Source organism: Ramlibacter sp. Leaf400, assembly GCF_001424545.1.
GTDB lineage: Bacteria > Pseudomonadota > Gammaproteobacteria > Burkholderiales > Burkholderiaceae_C > Ramlibacter.
The window spans coordinates 77,843-95,161 of the sequence record NZ_LMQL01000003.1; the positions used below are offsets into that span (position 1 = coordinate 77,843).

General features: G+C 71.4%; 15 protein-coding genes. 7 read left to right on the forward strand and 8 right to left on the reverse strand.

Annotated features, from left to right (window positions below; all coding sequences use genetic code 11):
• The first annotated feature begins 10 nt into the window (after positions 1–10).
• From ASG30_RS03230 to ASG30_RS03250, 5 genes are all read left to right on the forward strand, one after another.
• Positions 11–772, forward strand: coding sequence for a YdcF family protein (locus ASG30_RS03230; protein WP_055892572.1), 762 nt, complete (start codon positions 11–13; stop codon positions 770–772).
• Positions 773–877: 105 nt separating this feature from the next.
• Positions 878–1,570, forward strand: a complete 693-nt coding sequence (locus tag ASG30_RS03235; protein ID WP_055892574.1) for a TetR/AcrR family transcriptional regulator — start codon at positions 878–880, stop codon at positions 1,568–1,570.
• Between the two features lie 46 nt (positions 1,571–1,616).
• Complete coding sequence (locus ASG30_RS03240) at positions 1,617–2,306, forward strand: protein-L-isoaspartate O-methyltransferase family protein (RefSeq protein ID WP_055892578.1); 690 nt, start codon at positions 1,617–1,619, stop codon at positions 2,304–2,306.
• 2 nt (positions 2,307–2,308) lie between these two features.
• Complete coding sequence (locus ASG30_RS03245; protein WP_055892580.1) at positions 2,309–2,644, forward strand: rhodanese-like domain-containing protein; 336 nt, start codon at positions 2,309–2,311, stop codon at positions 2,642–2,644.
• 47 nt (positions 2,645–2,691) lie between these two features.
• On the forward strand, positions 2,692–4,017 hold the full coding sequence (locus ASG30_RS03250) for a TolC family outer membrane protein (protein WP_055892582.1): 1,326 nt from the start codon (positions 2,692–2,694) through the stop codon (positions 4,015–4,017).
• A gap of 22 nt (positions 4,018–4,039) precedes the next feature.
• Here ASG30_RS03250 and ASG30_RS03255 read toward each other — a convergent pair whose 3' ends face one another.
• The 8 genes from ASG30_RS03255 to ASG30_RS03290 all read right to left on the reverse strand — a co-directional run bounded on the left by ASG30_RS03255 (position 4,040) and on the right by ASG30_RS03290 (position 14,927).
• Positions 4,040–4,441 (reverse strand): GFA family protein, encoded by a 402-nt coding sequence (locus ASG30_RS03255; RefSeq protein WP_055892585.1) that lies wholly within the window; start codon positions 4,439–4,441, stop codon positions 4,040–4,042.
• A 161-nt stretch (positions 4,442–4,602) separates the two neighbouring features.
• Positions 4,603–6,876 (reverse strand): alpha,alpha-trehalose-phosphate synthase (UDP-forming), encoded by a 2,274-nt coding sequence (locus ASG30_RS03260; protein ID WP_055892588.1) that lies wholly within the window; start codon positions 6,874–6,876, stop codon positions 4,603–4,605.
• Between the two features lie 183 nt (positions 6,877–7,059).
• Complete coding sequence (locus tag ASG30_RS03265; protein WP_055892591.1) at positions 7,060–7,797, reverse strand: aldolase; 738 nt, start codon at positions 7,795–7,797, stop codon at positions 7,060–7,062.
• A gap of 65 nt (positions 7,798–7,862) precedes the next feature.
• The gene (locus tag ASG30_RS22835; protein ID WP_055892594.1) at positions 7,863–9,503 is read right to left on the reverse strand and encodes a hypothetical protein; all 1,641 of its coding nucleotides are present in this window, start codon (positions 9,501–9,503) and stop codon (positions 7,863–7,865) included.
• A gap of 375 nt (positions 9,504–9,878) precedes the next feature.
• Positions 9,879–11,111 (reverse strand): NHL repeat-containing protein, encoded by a 1,233-nt coding sequence (locus ASG30_RS03275; RefSeq protein WP_156385400.1) that lies wholly within the window; start codon positions 11,109–11,111, stop codon positions 9,879–9,881.
• A gap of 144 nt (positions 11,112–11,255) precedes the next feature.
• A complete protein-coding gene (locus ASG30_RS03280; RefSeq protein WP_055892600.1) occupies positions 11,256–12,563 on the reverse strand; it encodes a 3-deoxy-D-manno-octulosonic acid transferase in 1,308 nt (435 codons plus the stop codon).
• On the reverse strand, positions 12,560–13,528 hold the full coding sequence (gene waaC, locus ASG30_RS03285) for a lipopolysaccharide heptosyltransferase I (protein ID WP_055892604.1): 969 nt from the start codon (positions 13,526–13,528) through the stop codon (positions 12,560–12,562). The genes ASG30_RS03280 and waaC overlap by 4 nt, the downstream gene beginning before the upstream one ends.
• A 16-nt stretch (positions 13,529–13,544) precedes the next feature.
• Complete coding sequence (locus ASG30_RS03290) at positions 13,545–14,927, reverse strand: phosphomannomutase/phosphoglucomutase (RefSeq protein WP_055892606.1); 1,383 nt, start codon at positions 14,925–14,927, stop codon at positions 13,545–13,547.
• 123 nt (positions 14,928–15,050) lie between these two features.
• Between ASG30_RS03290 and ASG30_RS03295 the strand changes: the two genes are divergently transcribed.
• The gene (locus ASG30_RS03295) at positions 15,051–16,769 is read left to right on the forward strand and encodes a DNA-3-methyladenine glycosylase 2 family protein (protein ID WP_082521861.1); all 1,719 of its coding nucleotides are present in this window, start codon (positions 15,051–15,053) and stop codon (positions 16,767–16,769) included.
• Positions 16,766–17,263, forward strand: a complete 498-nt coding sequence (locus tag ASG30_RS03300) for a methylated-DNA--[protein]-cysteine S-methyltransferase (RefSeq protein WP_055892608.1) — start codon at positions 16,766–16,768, stop codon at positions 17,261–17,263. The genes ASG30_RS03295 and ASG30_RS03300 overlap by 4 nt, the downstream gene beginning before the upstream one ends.
• The last annotated feature ends 56 nt before the right edge of the window (positions 17,264–17,319 follow it).

Sequence of the window (17,319 nt, forward strand, 5' to 3'; positions counted from 1 at the left end):
ATCGCGGCCCATGCTGATCGGTGAACTCAAGCCCATCCTGACCGCGCTGGTGCTGCCGCCGGCCGTCCCCCTGCTGCTCGCACTGCTGGGGCTGCTGCTGGCCGCACGGCGCCGGGTCCGCGCAGGCCTCACGCTCGCGACCGCATCCGTATCGGGGCTCTGGTTCCTCAGCTGCAACGCGGTGGGCGTGCTGCTGGCCACCTCGCTCCTGCCGCAGTTCGAGCCGATCCGGCCCACCGAACTCGAACGCGTGCAGGCCATCGTGGTCCTGGGCGGCGGCGTGCTGCCGCAGGCGCCGGAGTACGGCATCGCCCAGCCGTCGCCCTTCACCCTGGCGCGTCTGCGCTACGGCGCCGTGCTGGCGCGGCGCACCGGCAAGCCGATCGCCTTTGCGGGCGGTGTGGGCTGGTCGTCCGCCGGAACCGAGGCGCCGCCCGAATCGGAGACGGCCCTGCGCACGCTGCAGGAACTGGGCGTCCCCCTGCGCTGGAACGGCGCGCGGTCGCGCGACACGGCCGAGAACGCCAGCGAGCTGGCGACGCTGCTGGTCAACCAGGGCGTGCGCCGCATCGCGCTGGTGACCGACACCTCGCACATGCCGCGCGCGGCGCTGGAGTTCCGCCGCGCGGGCTTCGACGTGGTGCCGGCGCCGATGGGCTTCCCGGTGGCGCAGGCGCGGCCGCTGATCGAATGGCTGCCTTCGGCCGAAGGCCTGAGCCTGTCGCGCCGGGTGTTGCGGGAAGCCATCGCCCTTCGCCTCGCCGGCGGCTGACTGTCGCAGAATGTATCCAGGTGCACGGCCCGGTCGTGCACCGCCGGTTGCCTTGACGCTGCGGGCAGGCTCCGGCTACATTACTAACCAGTCAGTCAGTAACCCATGGCCCTCAGCAAACCCATTTCCGGACGTCAGGCCGCCGGCGCGGACGACGCGCCCGCCGCCAAGCGCGAGCGGCGCAAGGAAGCGCGCCCCGGCGAACTGCTGGACGCCGCGCTCGACCTGTTCGTCGAGAAGGGTTTCGCCGCCACCCGATCGGAAGAGGTCGCGGCCCGGGCCGGCGTGTCCAAGGGCACGCTGTTCCTCTATTTCCCCAGCAAGGAAGAACTGTTCAAGGCCGTGGTGCGGGAGAACCTCTCGGGCCGCTTTGCCGAATGGAACGAGGAGTTCGAGACTTTCGAGGGCTCGGCCGCCGACATGGTGAGCTACTGCATGAAGGTCTGGTGGGAGCGCATCGGCGCCACCCGCGCGTCGGGCATCACCAAGCTGATGATCAGCGAGGCGCGCAACTTTCCCGAGCTGGCGGCCTTCTACCAGCAGGAGGTGATCCGGCCGGGCACCCTGCTGATCCGGCGCATCCTGCAGCGCGGCATGGACAGCGGCGAGTTCCGCCGGGTCGACCTGGACTACGCCGTGTTCTCCATCGTCGCGCCCATGATCTTCCTGATCATGATGAAGCACTCCCTGGGCGCCTGCGCGCCGCAGGACTACCCGCTGGACCCCGAGCGTTACGTGCAGTCCCAGTGCGAGATCCTGCTCATGGGCCTGTGCGTGCGGCCTGATGTCGGCTCCTAGAATCGACGGTTTGTCCCGACCCCGACAGCCGCACGAAACGACCACCATGAGCCCGCAGCCCTCCCTCGACCAACTCCGCTTCAACATGATCGAGCAGCAGATCCGCCCGTGGGACGTGCTCGACCCGCAGGTGCTGGACCTGCTGCAGGTGCTCCGCCGCGAGGAGTTCGTGCCGCCGGCGCACCGCGGGCTGGCCTTCGTGGACATGGAAGTGCCGCTGCGCCGCAGCCCCGAGGAGGCGGTCCGTTTCGGCCAGATCATGCTGGCGCCCAAGGTGGAGGCCCGCCTGCTGCAGGAAGTCGGCCCGCAGCCGCACGAGAAGGTGCTGGAAGTCGGCGCCGGCTCCGGCTACATGGCCGCGCTGCTGGCCGGCCGCGCCCAGCGCGTGATCTCGCTGGAGATCGAACCCGAGCTGGCAGCCCTGGCGCGCGCCAACCTCGAGAAAGCGGGCGTGCGCAACGCCGAGGTGCGGGTGGCCGACGGCTCCCAGGGCCTGGCGGCCGAGGGCCCGTTCGACGTGATCGTGCTGAGCGGCTCGGTGGCCGAGGTGCCGCCCGCGCTGCTGCAGCAGCTGAAGGTGGGCGGCCGCCTGGCCACCATCGTGGGCGAGGAGCCGGTGATGCGCGCCACCCTGATCACCCGCACCGGCGATGCCACTTTCACGACCGCCCAGCGCTGGGACACGGTGGCGCCGCGGCTGCTGAATTTCCCCGCGCCTTCGCGCTTCCGGTTCTGACCATGATCGACCAGGTCCGCCCCACCGACCTCGATGCCTGGATCGCCGCGCAGGGCGGCAACGGCCTGGTGCTCGACGTGCGCGAGGTGCCGGAGCTGCGCGCGGCCAGCGTGCAGCCGCAGGGCTTCGAGCTGCTCGCGATCCCGATGAACGAGGTGCCCGCGCGGCTGGCCGAGATGGACCCGGACCGTCCGATCGCGTGCCTTTGCCACCACGGCGGCCGCAGCCAGCGGGTGGCCATGTTCCTGGCCCACAACGGTTTCTCGCGGCTGGCCAACGTGGCCGGCGGCATCGACGCCTGGTCGCGCGAGCGCGATCCCTCGGTGCCCCGCTACTGACGGCCCCGCAGCTCCCGCAGAACAACGAAGCAAGCAAGGACGGACGAATGACCCCCACGCGCCTTCTCCCCCTGGCGGCGGCCCTTGCCGCGGCCCTGGCCACCGCACCCGCCGGGGCGCAGAGCCTGCTGGAGCTGTACGAGTCGGCGCGCGCGTACGACGCGGTCTGGCAGGCGGCCCGCGCGCAGTACGACGCCAACCTGGCGCGCGCCGAGCAGGCCCGCGCGGGCATCCTGCCGACGGCCAACCTCGCGTCCACCGTCAGCCGCTCGAACATCGACGTCAACAACCCGCCTTCGGACCGCGGCTTCGGCACGCAGACGGCCACGCTGTCCGCGGCGCAGCCGCTCTACCGGCCGGCCAACTGGGCCACCTGGCAGCAGGGCAAGCTGCAGGCCGACCTGGCGCAGGCCCAGCTCACCGCGGCCGCCCAGGACCTGGTCATCCGCGTGAGCCAGGCCTACTTCGACGTACTCGCGGCGCAGGACACGCTGGCCTTCGTGCGGGCGCAGAAGACGGCGGTGAACGAGCAGCTGGCCTCGGCCAAGCGCAACTTCGAGGTCGGCACGGCCACCATCACCGACACACGCGAGGCGCAGGCACGCTTCGACCTGGTGACCGCCCAGGAGATCCAGGCCGAGAACGACCTGCGGGTGCGCAAGGTCGCGCTGGACACGCTGACCGGCCGGCCCGACTCGCAGCCCACGCCGCTGGCCGCGCCGCTCAACGTGCCCGCGCCCGAGCCGGCCAGCGTCGACGCCTGGGTCGCGGCCGCCGAGGCCGCCAGCCCGAACATCCAGCAGGCCCGCACCAGCCTGGACATCGCCGAGTGGGAGATCGAGAAGGCCAAGGCCGGCCACAAGCCGACGCTGGACCTCACCGCCAGCTACGGCGTGCAGCGCAACGTCAACGGCAGCGCCACCTCGACGCTGGACCAGCGCAACAACCTCGGCCAGATCGGCGTGACGTTCAACCTGCCGCTGTTCGCCGGCTTCGCCACGCAGAACCGCGTGCGCGAGACGTTGTCGCTGGAAGAGCGCGCCAAGGCCGACCTCGAAGCGGCGCGCCGCAACGTCGCGCAGGCCACGCGCACCGCCTACTTCGGCGTGATCTCCGGCCAGGGCCAGGTGCGCGCGCTGGAGGCCGCGGAGGCTTCCAGCCAGCTCGCGCTGGATGCCAACCGCCTGGGCTACCAGGTGGGCGTGCGCATCAACATCGACGTGCTCAACGCCCAGAGCCAGCTGTTCCAGACCAAGCGCGACCTGGCGCAGGCCCGCTACAACGTGCTGCTCGGGCACCTGCGGCTGCGGCAGGCCAACGGCACGCTGGTGCCGGAGGACATGGCGCGGCTGAACGCGCTGGTGGTGAAGTAACGCGCAGGAACCTGCGCGGCCCCTAGAGGTGGGCCCAGAACGCCGGCGCCCGCTCCGTCGCATCGTGCAGGCCGTCCACCCGGACGATGGGCAGGCGCGAGAGGTCCTCGTCCGAAAGCTCCTCCAGGCAGCCGACGTTCACCCCGTACATCTTCCCCATCGGCGTGTCGTTGCCGATGCCGAATGGCCGCACGCCGCAGTGGCGGCAGAAGAAGTGCTCGTTGCGGCGCGTGTTGAAGACGTAGCGCGTCAGCTCCGCCTCGCCGGCCAGCAGGCGCAAGCCCCCTTCCCGCGCCACCGCGGCCCAGAAGCGGGTGCGGCGGCAGATCGAGCAGTTGCAGCGGTAGGTGCCCTGCTCCAGGTCCAGGTCGGCTTCGAAGCGGACGGCCCCGCAGTGGCAGCTGCCGCGGTAGGTCTTGGGCATGTCAGGACTTCCTCGTCGCAAGGCCAGAAGAGTATGCCGGTGGCCCTTCCCGTCATTCCCGCGAAGGCGGGAATCCAGTGCTTCCGCCTTTTTGCGGGCCTTGTCAGGGAAGCCCTGGTTCCCCGCCTTCGCGGGGATGACGGCTCACGCCCGCAGCTGCTTTACGCCCGCAGCCGACCCCGCGAGTCGCCTTCCGCGTCCTCCGACCTGTGCCGCTGCACCCGCTCGGAGATGCGCTCGCGCAGGCGCCAGCGCGCCGCGTCGGTGAGCATCTTGCCGGCCCAGCGGTAGACGTTGAACTCGCGTACCGTGCTGCGCAGGTTGGCCATGCGCTCGCGCTGTTCGGCCGGCGGCATGGTCAGCGAGCGGTGGATGGCGTCGGCGACTTCCTCGACGTGGTACGGGTTGACGATCAGCGCCTCGGGCATGTCGCGCGCGGCGCCGGCGAAGCGGCTGAGGACCAGCACGCCCTGCTCGTCGTCGCGGGCGGCGACGAACTCCTTGCACACCAGGTTCATGCCGTCGTGCAGGCTGGTGACCAGGCAGACGTCGGCCGCGCGGTACAGGCGGTTGAGCTGGTCGTGCTCGTGGTGCTGCGCGAGCAGCCGCACCACGTCGCGCCCGCCCGAGGCGAAACGCTCGTTGATGCGGCGCGTGACCTGCTCGATGCGCTGCGCGAAGGCCTGGTACTCCTCCAGCGCGGCGCGGGTGGGCGCGGCAACCTGGATGAAGGTGAACCGCCCCTGCAGCTCGGGGTGCTTCTCCAGCAGGCGTTCCACCGCGTGCAGGCGCTCCAGGATGCCCTTGGTGTAGTCGAAGCGGTCCACGCCCACGGCGATGCGGTGGTGGCCGGGGATGTCGTGCAGCTCGCACACCTGGCGCCGGCACTCGGCGGCCGACGGCCATTCGGACATCGTGGCCCGCGTCGGCCATTCGATCGAGATCGGGTAGCTCTCGATGAAGGTCTGCTCGCCCTGGTGCGAGATGCTCGAGTGCTCGTGCTCGATGCGCGCCTCGAGGTAGCGGTCCACCGCCTCGATGAAGTTCTTGCAGTGGAAGCGCGTGTGAAAGCCCATGATGGTGCTGCCCAGCATCCCCTCCAGGATCTCCTGGCGCCAGGGGCAGATGCCGAACGATTCCGGGTTGGGCCAGGGGATGTGCCAGAAGGTCAGGATGGTGGCGCGCGGCAGGCGCCGGCGCACCATCGCGGGCAGCAGCGCGAAGTGGTAGTCCTGCACCAGCACCACCGGGTCTTCGCTGCGCGCCTCGGCCACCACGGCGTCGGCGAAGCGCTGGTTGATCTTGCGGTAGTAGTGCCAGTCCGATTCGCGGAAGACCGGCCGCACGTGCGCCACGTGGCACAGCGGCCAGAGGCCTTCGTTGGCGAAGCCGTAGTAGTAGCCCTCCTCCTCTTCCGGCGTGAGCCAGACGCGGCGCAGCTGGTACTCCTCGTGGCCGGGCGGCAGCGCCACGCGGTCGTGCCGGTCCACCGCGTCGCGGTCGGCCGTGCCGCTGCCGTGCGCGATCCAGGTGCCGGAGCAGGCGCGCATCACGGGCTCGACGGCGGTCACGAGGCCGCTGGCCGGCCGGCGAACGAAGATGCGGCCGTCCTTGCCGCGCTCGTGGATGTAGGGCTCGCGGTTGGACACCACGATCACCTGGTCGCCGCGCAACTGCGAGCGCAGCAGCGACTGCAGGCGCGGAGCGTCCCACTCGGCCTCGTGGCCCTGGTAGCGCCGGTACTCGTCCTCCAGGTCGCGCAGGCGCGCGCGCAGTTCCTGGGCCACCGGCTCCAGCTCGGGCGTGCCGCCGCCCAGCGGCCGCACCAGGCCCTCGCCGCGCAGCAGCGCGCGGGTGCCCGACACCCAGCCGCGCCAGCTCAGCTGCGCCACGGCCATGGTGACCAGCGCGATGATCACGCCCACGCCGGCGATCAGCGCGATCAGGTAGCGGCGCGTGTCCTGGCTGCGGCGTTCGATGAAGCTCAGGTCGTGCAGCAGCACCAGCTGGCCGACCGGCCCCGACTCGGCCGTGACCGCGTGCGAACTGACATGCACCGAGCCGCCCTGCAGGCGCAGGCGCGGGTCGACCTCGCTGCCCAGGCGCTCGGCGGCGGCGCAGGTCAGGTCCTTCGGGTAGCTGGCGGTGCGCGTGAGCAGGTCGCCCGCCGTGGAGCACCAGCCCATGGCCACCATGCGCTCGTCCTCGACCGCGCGGTTGAACAGGTGCTGCAGCTTGCGGCCCTTGGGGTCCTGCAGCGCTTCGGCGATCGATTCCGACAGCGTGTTGGCCATCAGGTTGCCGCGCATGTTCATGTCGCGCGCGAACCAGCGAAGCGTGAGGCTGTCCATCAGCGGCAGCGCGAAGTAGGCCGCCGCCGTGAGCACGACGACGAGGGGAAGGAGGAACCGAAGCTGGAGGTTGAATGCTTTCATCGATCAGCGTGTAGGGCGTCCCCGCTTCGTGGGCGACGCGCATCGGAAGGCCGGTCGCAAGGCCGGCCGCGACCGGTTTGGACCACCGGGGAACGGCAGAGTTCTCCCGGACGGGCTTAATTTACCCCTGTCGGATTGCATTTGGGCGAATGCAACCCATCCGTGGACGCGAAACCGCGTCCCTCAGAGCACGCGGCGCAGCGCCTCGAAGAACAGCTCGGACTGCAGCCGCTCGCCCTGGGTCTGCGCGGCCACATCGCGCACCAGCCCTTCAGCCACCGGCGCGAGCGGCCGGCCGGTGGACTGGGCCAGCACCTGGTGCAGGCAGGCCCGCTCCAGGTAGTAGAGGTCATCGTAGGCGTAGTCGACGCGGTCGCCGCAGACCACCACGCCGTGGTTGGCGAGGAAGGCGATGTCGCGGCCTTCCATCGCGTGGGCGATGCGCTCGCCTTCGCGCTCGTCCAGCGCCAGGCCGTTGTAGCGGCGGTCGATCGCGATGCGGCCATGGAAGCGCATCGCGTTCTGCGACAGCGTGGTGTCCAGGCCCCGGTCCTGCGTCAGCGTGAGCGCCGTCGCGTAGGGCATGTGGGTGTGGAGCACGCAGGCCTTGCGGGCGATGCGGTGCACCGCCGCATGGATGAACATCGCGGTCGGCTCCACCTCGTGGCGGCCGGCCAGCTGGCGGCCGTGCGCGTCGACCATGACGATGTCGTCGCCGCGCACCTCCTGCCACAGCAGCCCGCGCGGGTTGAGCAGGAAGCGGCCCGAGCGGTCGGGCAGCTCCAGGCTGAAGTGGTTGCACACGCCCTCGGCCAGCCCGTGGTGGGCGGCAGCCCGCAGCGCGAGCGCGAGGTCTTCGCGCAGGCGCGCGACGGCGGGGGAATCGAAATCCTGCTGGTGCATGGCGTTGCGCTCGGTCATGACCACCCGAGTGTGCGGGCAGCCCAGGCCGGGCGCAACGGTCCCGCCTTTCGCGGGGGCGACCGCTACTTCGTGCAGGTCGTCTTGCTCCAGTAGCTGGGCGTCCACTCGGGCTGCGAGTTCACGTTCCACACGGACGAGCTCAGCGTGGTCGCCACGTAGGGCAGGCCCAGCCGCATCACCTTGGCCCCGGCCATGTAGCGCACGGTGCCGCTCCAGGCCGGGAAGGTGCTGCACGCCGCGGAGGTGGGTGCGGGTGCGGGTGCGGGTGCGGGTGCGGGTGCGGGTGCGGGTGCGGGACTCGGCGCGGGTGCAGGCGCCGGCGCAGGCGCGGGCGCGGGCGCAGGAGCAGGCGCCGGCGCGATGGTCGTCGTGCAGGTGGTCTTGCTCCAGTAGCTCGGCGTCCACTCCGGGGGCGAATTCATGTTCCACACGGAGGAGCTCAGCGCGGTGGCCACGTAGGCCTGGCCGAGGCGCATCACCTTGGCGCCGGCCATGTAGCGCGTGGTCGCGCTCCAGGTCGGGCAGCTGGCCGTCGGCGCGGGCGCCGGTGCCGGAGCCGGGGCGGGCGCCGGAGCAGGCGTGGGCGCCGGGGCCGGGGCGGCGGGAGCCGGTGCGGGTGCGGGGGCCGGAGCAGGCGCAGCCGTGCTCGTGCCGCTCCACAGCTTGTAGTCGTAGACCACCATGTCGCCGCTGCCGACCACCGGCTCCACGCCCAGTTCCACGCTGGCCACGTACTCGTTGCCCACGGCCCAGGGGTTGCCCTTGGCGTCGCGGCGGGTCGACACGTAGTTGATGATGGCCGCCAGGTCGATCTCGCCGGGCGCGACCGGCAGCACGGCCGGCACGAAGGCGATCATCTTCCACCCGGTCTTGCCGTAGGTGCCGTTGAGCGAGCCGAAGTTGTAGAGCAGCGCGCCGTCCGCGCCCTTGGTGGCATACACGTGGTAGAGCTTGCCGCCGATGGTGGCGTCATGGTCGTACCACACCGGGTTGCGGCCGCCCGGCGTGTTGTGCGTGCCGTAGTTCCCCCAGTTGTTCAGCGGGATCATGATCTCGTGCGTAATGGACGAGCTCATGAAGCCGGCGTCCTGCTTCGGCGCGGACTGCAGCCAGATGTCGAAGCTCAGGTGGCCCTGGCCGGTCGGGGTGGACAGGTGGGCGAGGTTGAACTTGGCCTTGAGCGACTTCAGCGGCAGCTGCATCGGGAAGATCGTCCCCGGCGTGTGGCCCGAGGGCGCCTGCTGCAGCGTGGAGCCGTCGGTGAGGCGGATCGGGTCGCCGTCCACCATGCTGCCGGAGCTGTAGAAGCCCGGCTTGCGGCCGCTCAGCACCGACGGGTAGCCCTTGACCTCGGCCGAGCCGGCCGGGTTGGGCCAGCGCCACTTGAAGCGGAAGGCCACTTCGCCGTTGGCGCCCACGTTGGGGCTGACGCCGACCTGCTGCTCGAACTGCGAGGCGTTCGGGCCCTCCGTGATGAAGCCCGCGCCCCAGCGGTTGTCCTCGATCCAGTATGCGTCGTTGGCGCGGCCGGCCTGCAGCCAGGCGTTGGGGCTGGGCGCCACGGGGATCGTGGGCACCTGGGCCCAGCTCAGGCCCGCGCCCAGCGCGAGGGCGGCGGCGAGCACGCAGGACTTGGCCTGGAAGCGCCGCGCGGCGGCGTTGCAATGCGAACGGGTTCGGGGGGTCTTGAACTGCGGGACCATCGGGAACGTCTCTTCGGGTGGCGTCGGGCAAAGCTCCGCCCGGCGCGGGCGCGCGGCGCTTTGCCGGCGGTGCCACGGTCGGAAGGAGGCGGGGACGCTGGGGCTGCTGCGCCGCGTGGCGCGGGCCCTCGAGGGGCCACAAGCTCAGCGTTGGGGCCGGATGCTAGTAGGACACGTCCGACGCGTCTGTAGGGAAACGCGGATGAGCTGTAAGCGGAGGGTTCGAAGCTTACAAACCCTGCCGAGCTGGGCCGGGCGGCTTACAGGCGGACACGGCTCATGCTCATCCATACGTGTGGGCTTCTTGCAGAAATGGAAACGGCCGGAATGTCCGGCCGTCTCTCGCTTCATCCGCGCGTCGCGCCGGGGTCGGTCTTAGTTGGTCGAGCGGAAGACCAGGACACGGTGGTTCCCCTTGTCCACGACGACCAGGTTGCGGCCGTCGAACCGGACGCCGGTGGGCCCCCGCAAGGTGTTCGCGGCTGGAACATCGCCACCTGCGTTCCCGGTGCCGCCCGCGAAATCCCGCTGGCCGATCACCTGGGTCGCGACTTGCCCGAATTGCGCTTCAGGAAAGGTGTCCCAGACCAGCACGCGGCTGTTGCCCGTGTCCGCGACCGCCATTTGCCCACTCTCGCGGACGTCCACGGAACCGGGGGCGAACAAGGTCGCGCTCGACGGTTCCCCTTGGCCTGCGTTGATTCGTCCCTCGGTGAAACTCGCCTGCCCGACGACTCGGGTTGCCGGTCGGAAATCCCCGTCGGGGAACGTCTCCCAGATGAGGACGCGGTTGTTTCCCCGATCCGCAACAACGAGCCTGCGGTCGTCCGACCAGACGGAGCTCGGGTCGCGCAACGTCTTTTCGTTCGGATCGACCTCCCCAGTTCCATTTTCGTCCCGGTCGTTGGGCTGGCAGATGTTCTTGTTGCCCTGCCCAATCACGAAGTCAGCACCTTCGCCAGCCTCGGGAACCTTGCTCCAGATCAGTACCCGATGGTTGAGAGTGTCAGCAACGATCAGTTTGCCGAGTGGGGTGATGTAGGCGGCCTGGGGGTGGTTGAATTTGTCATCGGCACAGCCGGGGAACCCGGACAAGTTCCCCACGACGATGTCATGGTCCGCCAGTGCGTCGGCCGGCGCCGAGTTGTAAATGAGCGCGTTGTTGAAGGCCATGACGACGAGGTTCCCGTCCCGCGTGGAAACATCGAAGGCATTGCCAGCCAACTCGAACTCGGCGGCGGCGCCGCTGAGAGCGTCGTAGCCGGTGAACACCTTGATTGCGTTTCGAGCCGCGACGAACAGCCTGCCATCGGCCATCACCGCCGGGCTCCCCGTGGGCGTATCCAGGCGATCGAGCTGGTGCGAATCCACCGGCGCGTCACCCTGGTCGAAGCCCTGCTGACCGAGCACCACGCGGGCTTCCGGGAACTCACCCCAAGTGAGCACTTGCGGGATCGGAACGACCGCCGGCGGCCCCTCGGGCGGCGCCGGCACATCCGGCACCACGCCTCCTCCTCCTCCGCCACCACCACCGCCGCAGCCCGTGGCCAAGGCAATCAAAAAAGCGGCTCCGGTGAGCCGAAGCCGCATGCAGGCGCGATATCCCATGTACTCCTCGCTGGGTAAGGGTCGATGAAGCCGCGGATGCTGGGGCGCGAGGGCCACGCCCACAAGGCGTCAAGTCACGGACGCCCTGACCAAGTCCTCGAAGCGGAGGGAAGAAAAGAAGAAGAAGAAGAAGTTCGGCCGCGATCAGCGGCCCGCGGCCAGCAGGTCGAGCACGGCCTGCGCCGTCCGCGCAGCCGCCCCGCGGTGCGCGCCAGCGAAGCTCAATCCGGCTTCGGCCTGGCGCGCGCGCCGCGGCGCGTCGGCCGCAAGCCCCGCCGCTTCGCGCACCGCATCCTCGAGCGTCGCCACCCGCACCGCCGCCCCCGCCGCCTGCGCGTTCTCCGCGGCTTCCGCGAAGTTGAAAGTGTGCGGGCCCATCACCACCGGACACCCGCACGCCGCGGCCTCGATCAGGTTCTGCCCGCCCAGCGGCAGGAAGCTGCCGCCCAGCAGCGCCACGTCGGCCAGGCCGTAGTACAGCGGCATCTCGCCCAGCGAATCGCCGATCCACACGTCGGCCTGCGCGGGCCCCTGCTCCGCATCCCACTCGCTGCGCCGGGACACCGACAGCCCCGCCTGGCGCGCGAGCGCCGCGACCTCGTCGAACCGCTGCGGGTGGCGAGGCACCACCAGCCACCGCACGCCCGGGACGGCGGCATCGCTGGACCGCCGGGCGAAGCCCGCCTCGTCGAGCTCGCGCTGCGCGGCCAGCAAGCGGAACAGCTCGCCGTCCTCGCCTTCGCGCGAGCTGGCGAACATCACCACCGGCTGCGCCAGGCGCTCGCGCCAGCCGCGTCCCCGCGCCAGCAGCGCGGGATCGGGCTGGGCGTCGAACTTCAGGTTGCCGAACACGCCGCCGACACGCGCGCCCACCCGAGTGAGCCGGCGGGCATCGTCCTCGGTCTGCGCCCAGGCGGCCTGCAGCGACGCGTAAGCCGGCCGCGACAACCGCTTGAGCCGCAGCGTCTGGCGCAGCGACTTCTCCGAGAGGCGCGCATTGGCCAGCACCACCGGCACGCCGGCGCGCCGGCAGGCCTCGGCGAGGTTGGGCCACACCTCGGTTTCCATCAGCACGCCGGCGCGCGGCTGGAAATGCGCGAGGAAGCGGCGCACCGCGTGCGGTGTGTCCCAGGGCAGCCAGGCCTGCACGTCGCCTTCGCGCAGCAGCGAGGCGCCTTCCGCGCGGCCGGTGGCGGTGCCGTGCGTGAGCAGGATCCGCAGGCCCGGGTCGCGTTCGCGCAGCGCCTGCACCAGCAGCGCCGCCGCGCGCGTCTCGCCCAGCGACACCGCGTGGATCCACAGCGCGCCGGGCACGGCCGGCGTGCCGTAGAAGCCGAAGCGCTCGTCCACCGCCTCCAGGTAGCCGGGCTCGGCCACGCCGCGGCGGCGCAGCCGGCGCCGCAGCAGCGGCTGCGCGCCGTGCATCAGCAGCGAATAGAGCCGGCGGATCATCGCGGGCGCACGTCCTGCCAGGCGGCCCACACCGCCTCGGGCGACGGACAGGGCGAACCGTGCACGCTGCGCTGCGGCCCCTCGCCCAGCGGGCCGGTGCGCCAGGCGGTGTCGAAGTTGTAGACCTGCACGTGCGGCAGCTGCAGCGCCACCGCGATGTGGGACAGGCCGCTGTCCACGCCGATCACGCCGGCGCAACCGGCCAGCCGGTCGGTGAGCGCGGCCAGGTCCAGGCGCGGCCACACCACTGCGTGCGGGCCGATGGCCGCGGCCAGCGCGACGCTGCGCTGCTGCTCGGCGTCGCTGCCGTGCGGCAGGCCGATGGCAAAGCCCTCCTCCACCAGCCGGCGGCCGGTGCGGACCCAGTGCTCCACGGGCCAGCACTTGTCGTCGCGGGAGGTGCCGTGCACGAAGGCGACGCAGGGCCGGTCGCCCTCTCGCACCGGCTGCGCGAGCAGGCCCCAGCGCAGGGTCGTGGGCATCGCGTAGCCCAGCGACATGGCGCACAGCTCGCGCGAGCGCTGCACCGCGTGGCTGCGCGAGGGCACGGGCACGGCCACGTCGGCCAGCCAGCGGGTCGGCGCCTCGTAGCTGGAGCCTTCGGTCTGGTTGGCCAGCGCATAGCGCTTGCCGCCCGGGGCCACGATCGCGGTGCGGGCGACGAGCGCCGACTTGGTCAGGCCCTGCAGGTCCAGCACCGCGTCGTAGGCCTGCGCCCGCAGCGCCTCGCGGAAGGCGCGCCAGCCCTGCCGCGTGGCGGGCGACAGCGGTGCCTTGCTCCAGCGGCGCAGTTCCAGCGGGATCGCCTGGCGCACGCCTTCGCAGCGCTGCACCAGCGGTGCGAAGCCGCGCTCGACCACCCAGTCGATGGCCGCATGCGGCAGCGACGTGCGCACGTCCTGCACGGCGGGCATGGCATGCACCACGTCGCCCAGCGACGAGAGCTTGACGATGAGGATGTTCAAGGAGTTCGCGGTGCCGTCAGTGCGCCGCTTCGGCGACCTTCGCGTCCGGCTTGACGCTGCGCAGCAGCGCCAGCATCTCGCCCTCGATGCGGTGCAGCGCCTCCTGCGTCTGGCCCTCGAAGCGCAGCACCAGCACCGGCGTGGTGTTGGACGCGCGGACCAGGCCGAAGCCGTCCGGCCAGTCGACCCGCACGCCGTCGATGGTGGACACCTCGGCCGGCGCCGCGAACTTCGCCTTGGCCATGAGCTCGGCCACGATGGCGTGCGGCTCGCCCTCGGCGCATTTCACGTTGAGCTCCGGCGTCGAGAAGCTGGTGGGCAGCGCGTCCAGCACGGCGCCCGCATCCTTCTCGCGCGAGAGGATCTCCAGCAGCCGCGCGCCGGCATAGGTGCCGTCGTCGAAGCCGTACCAGCGCTCCTTGAAGAACATGTGGCCGCTCATCTCGCCGCCCAGGGGCGAGTCGACTTCCTTCATCTTCGCCTTGATCAGCGAGTGGCCGGTCTTGTACATCAGCGGCGTGCCGCCGGCCTCGCGGATGGCGGGGGCCAGGCGCTGCGTGCACTTGACGTCGAAGAGGATGGTGCCGCCGGGCACGCGCTGCAGCACGTCGCGCGCGAACAGCATCAGCTGGCGGTCCGGGTAGATGTTGTTGCCGCCGCGCGTGACGATGCCCAGGCGGTCGCCGTCGCCGTCGAAGGCCAGGCCGAGTTCGGCGCCGCTGGTGCGCAGCGCCTCGATCAGGTCCTTCAGGTTCTCGGGCTTGCTCGGGTCCGGGTGGTGGTTGGGGAAGTTGCCGTCCACCTCGCTGAACAGCTCGATCACCTCGCAGCCCAGCGCGCGGAAGATGCCCGGGGCCGAAGCGCCGGCCACGCCGTTGCCCGAATCGATCACGATCTTCATCGGGCGCGCCAGCTTGATGTCGCCCGCGATGCGGTCGCGGTACGGGGCCAGGATGTTGACGTTGCGCACCTTGCCCTGGCCACCGGTGGTCCCGCTCCCGTCTTCCATCATGCGGCGCAGCGACTGGATCTCCTCGCCATAGATGGCCCGGCCGCCCATCACCATCTTGAAGCCGTTGTAGTCCTTGGGGTTGTGGCTGCCCGTGACCTGGATGCCGCTGCTGCAGAGCGTGCTGGCCGCGAAGTACAGCATGGGCGTGGTGACCACGCCGACGTCGATCACGTCCACGCCGCTGTCCAGCAGTCCGCGCACCAGCGCGGCCGAGAGCATGGGGCCGGACAGGCGGCCATCACGACCCACCGCAACCGTGCGCTCGCCCTCCGCCCTGGCCGTGGTGCCGAAGGCGCGGCCGAGCGCTTCAGCCACCTCTTCCGTCAGCGTGGAAGGCACGATGCCGCGGACGTCGTAGGCCTTGAAGATGGAAGGGGAGACTTGCATGGCGGGACAGTAGGAAGTGGAAGGAAGGAGCGTTCGGGGAAACGGCGGATTGTAGGGAACGGGCCGGGAGGGACATGTCCGAAAACGGCCAGTCCCGGCGGGGCGCCCTCCTATGATGAGCCCATGCCCCTGGACCCCGAGACCCTGCAGCCCGACGCCTGCTACCTGGCGCTGAAGGCACGCGACGCGCGCTTCGACGGGTGCTTCTTCACCGGCGTCACGTCCACCGGCATCTACTGCCGCCCGGTCTGCCGGGTGCGCACGCCCCGGCGCGAGAACTGCCGCTTCTTCCCCCATGCGGCGCAGGCCGAGCGGGCGGGCTTCCGTCCCTGCCTGCGCTGCCGGCCCGAGCTGGCGCCCGATGCGCAGGCCTGGTCGATGCAGGATGCCGCCAGCATCCTGGCGCGGCAGGCCGCGCGCATGCTCGACGAGCCCGAGGCCTGGGGCGACGACACCCCTTCGGTGGAGCTGCTGGCGGCCCGGCTGGGCGTGAGCGAGCGCCACCTGCGCCGCATCTTCGAGGCGCAGTTCGGCGTCTCGCCCCTGCAGTACCTGCAGACGCGGCGGCTGCTCACCGCCAAGCAGCTGCTGGCCGACACCGCCCTGCCCGTCACGCAGGTGGCGCTGGCCAGCGGCTTCGGCAGCCTGCGCCGCTTCAACGCCGCGTTCGCGCAGCACTACGGCCTGTCGCCCAGCCGCCTGCGGCGCGAGGGCGCGGGGCCGGCGGGCCAGGGCATGGTGGTGCGGCTCGGGTACCGCCCGCCGTACGACACGGGCGCGATGCTCGCGTTCTTCCGCCAGCGGGCCATCGTCGGCCTCGAGCACGTCGCGGCCGAGGGCCCGGGCACGCTGGCCCGCACGCTGGAGCTGCACGCGGGCGGCCGCCGGCATGGCGGCTGGATCGAAGCCGGCTTCGACGAGGAGCGCCACCAGTTCGTGCTGCGCGTGAGCGAGTCCCTGCACGAGGCCCTGCCGCAGGTGATCCGGCGCGCCCGCGCGGCCTTCGACCTGGACTGCGATCCGCTGGCGGTCAACGGCGTTTTGCAGGAGTCCTTCCCCGGTTGCGAGGGCCTGCGGGTGCCGGGCGCCTTCGGCGGCTGGGAGCTGGCCGTGCGCGCGGTGCTGGGCCAGCAGATCACGGTGGCGGCGGCGCGCACGCTGGCGCAGCGCGTGGTGGAACGCTTCGGCGCGCCCATCGAGACGCCGCACGCGGCCCTGCACCGGCTGTTCCCCACGCCGGAAGCGCTGGCCCAGGCGGAAGGCGACGCCCTCGGCTCGCTGGGCATCGTTCGACAGCGGCAGGCCGCCATCGTGGCGCTGGCGCGCGCGGTGCAGGCCGGCACGCTGCAGCTGCATGCGGGCGCCGACGTGGGGCCCACGGTGGAGGCCCTGAAGTCGCTGCCCGGCATCGGCGACTGGACCGCGCAGTACATCGCGATGCGCGCGCTGCGCTGGCCCGATGCGTTCCCGTCCGGCGACGTGGCCCTGCAGAAGGCGCTGGGCGTGCAGCAGGCGCGCCTGCCGGCTCGCGAAGCCGAGGCGGCGTCGCAGGCGTGGAAGCCGTGGCGCAGCTACGCGGTGATCCGCGCGTGGGCGCGGTTGGCCCCCGGCGCCGTTCCCGCTCCCCACGCCAATCCCGCGTCTTCCCCCGTCGTTCCCGCGTCTCCCTCCGTCATTCCCGCGATGGCGGGAATCCAGGGCTCCCGCCTTCGCGAAACCGAAGAGGAAGCACTGGGTCCCCGCCTGCGCGGGGACGACGGGCCTGCGCCCCGCCTCCGCGGGGACGACGGGCCTTCACCCCGCCTCCGCGCGAATGTCGGACGTCCAAGGAACCCCTCATGAAATTGCCCGCTTCCCTCGTGGCCGCTCGCCACGCCAGCCCGCTGGGCTCCATCCTCCTGGCCGCCACCGACCGCGGCCTGGCCGGCCTTTGGTTCGAGGGCCAGCGCTACCACCCGCCGGCCACGCAGTGGCCGCTGGTGCCCGACCATCCGGTGCTGGCACTCGCCTGCCTGCAGCTCGACGAGTACTTCAGCGGACAGCGCACGTCGTTCGACCTGCCGCTGGACCTGCAGGGCGGCACGCCCTTCCAGCAGTCGGTGTGGCAGGCGCTGCTGGGCATCCCGCCGGGCCAGCGCACCAGCTACGCGGCGCTCAGCCAGCGCATCGGCAAGCCCGCTGCCGTGCGCGCCGTCGGCGCGGCCGTGGGGCGCAACCCAGTGAGCATCGTCGTGCCCTGCCACCGCGTCGTGGGCACCGACGGCTCGCTGACCGGCTATGCGGGCGGGCTGGACCGCAAGACCGCGCTGCTCAAGCTGGAAGGCGCGCTGCCCTAGCGGTCCGCATCCCGCCCGCATCAATCGGCAGCGCAACTTTCATCAATGCGAACCCG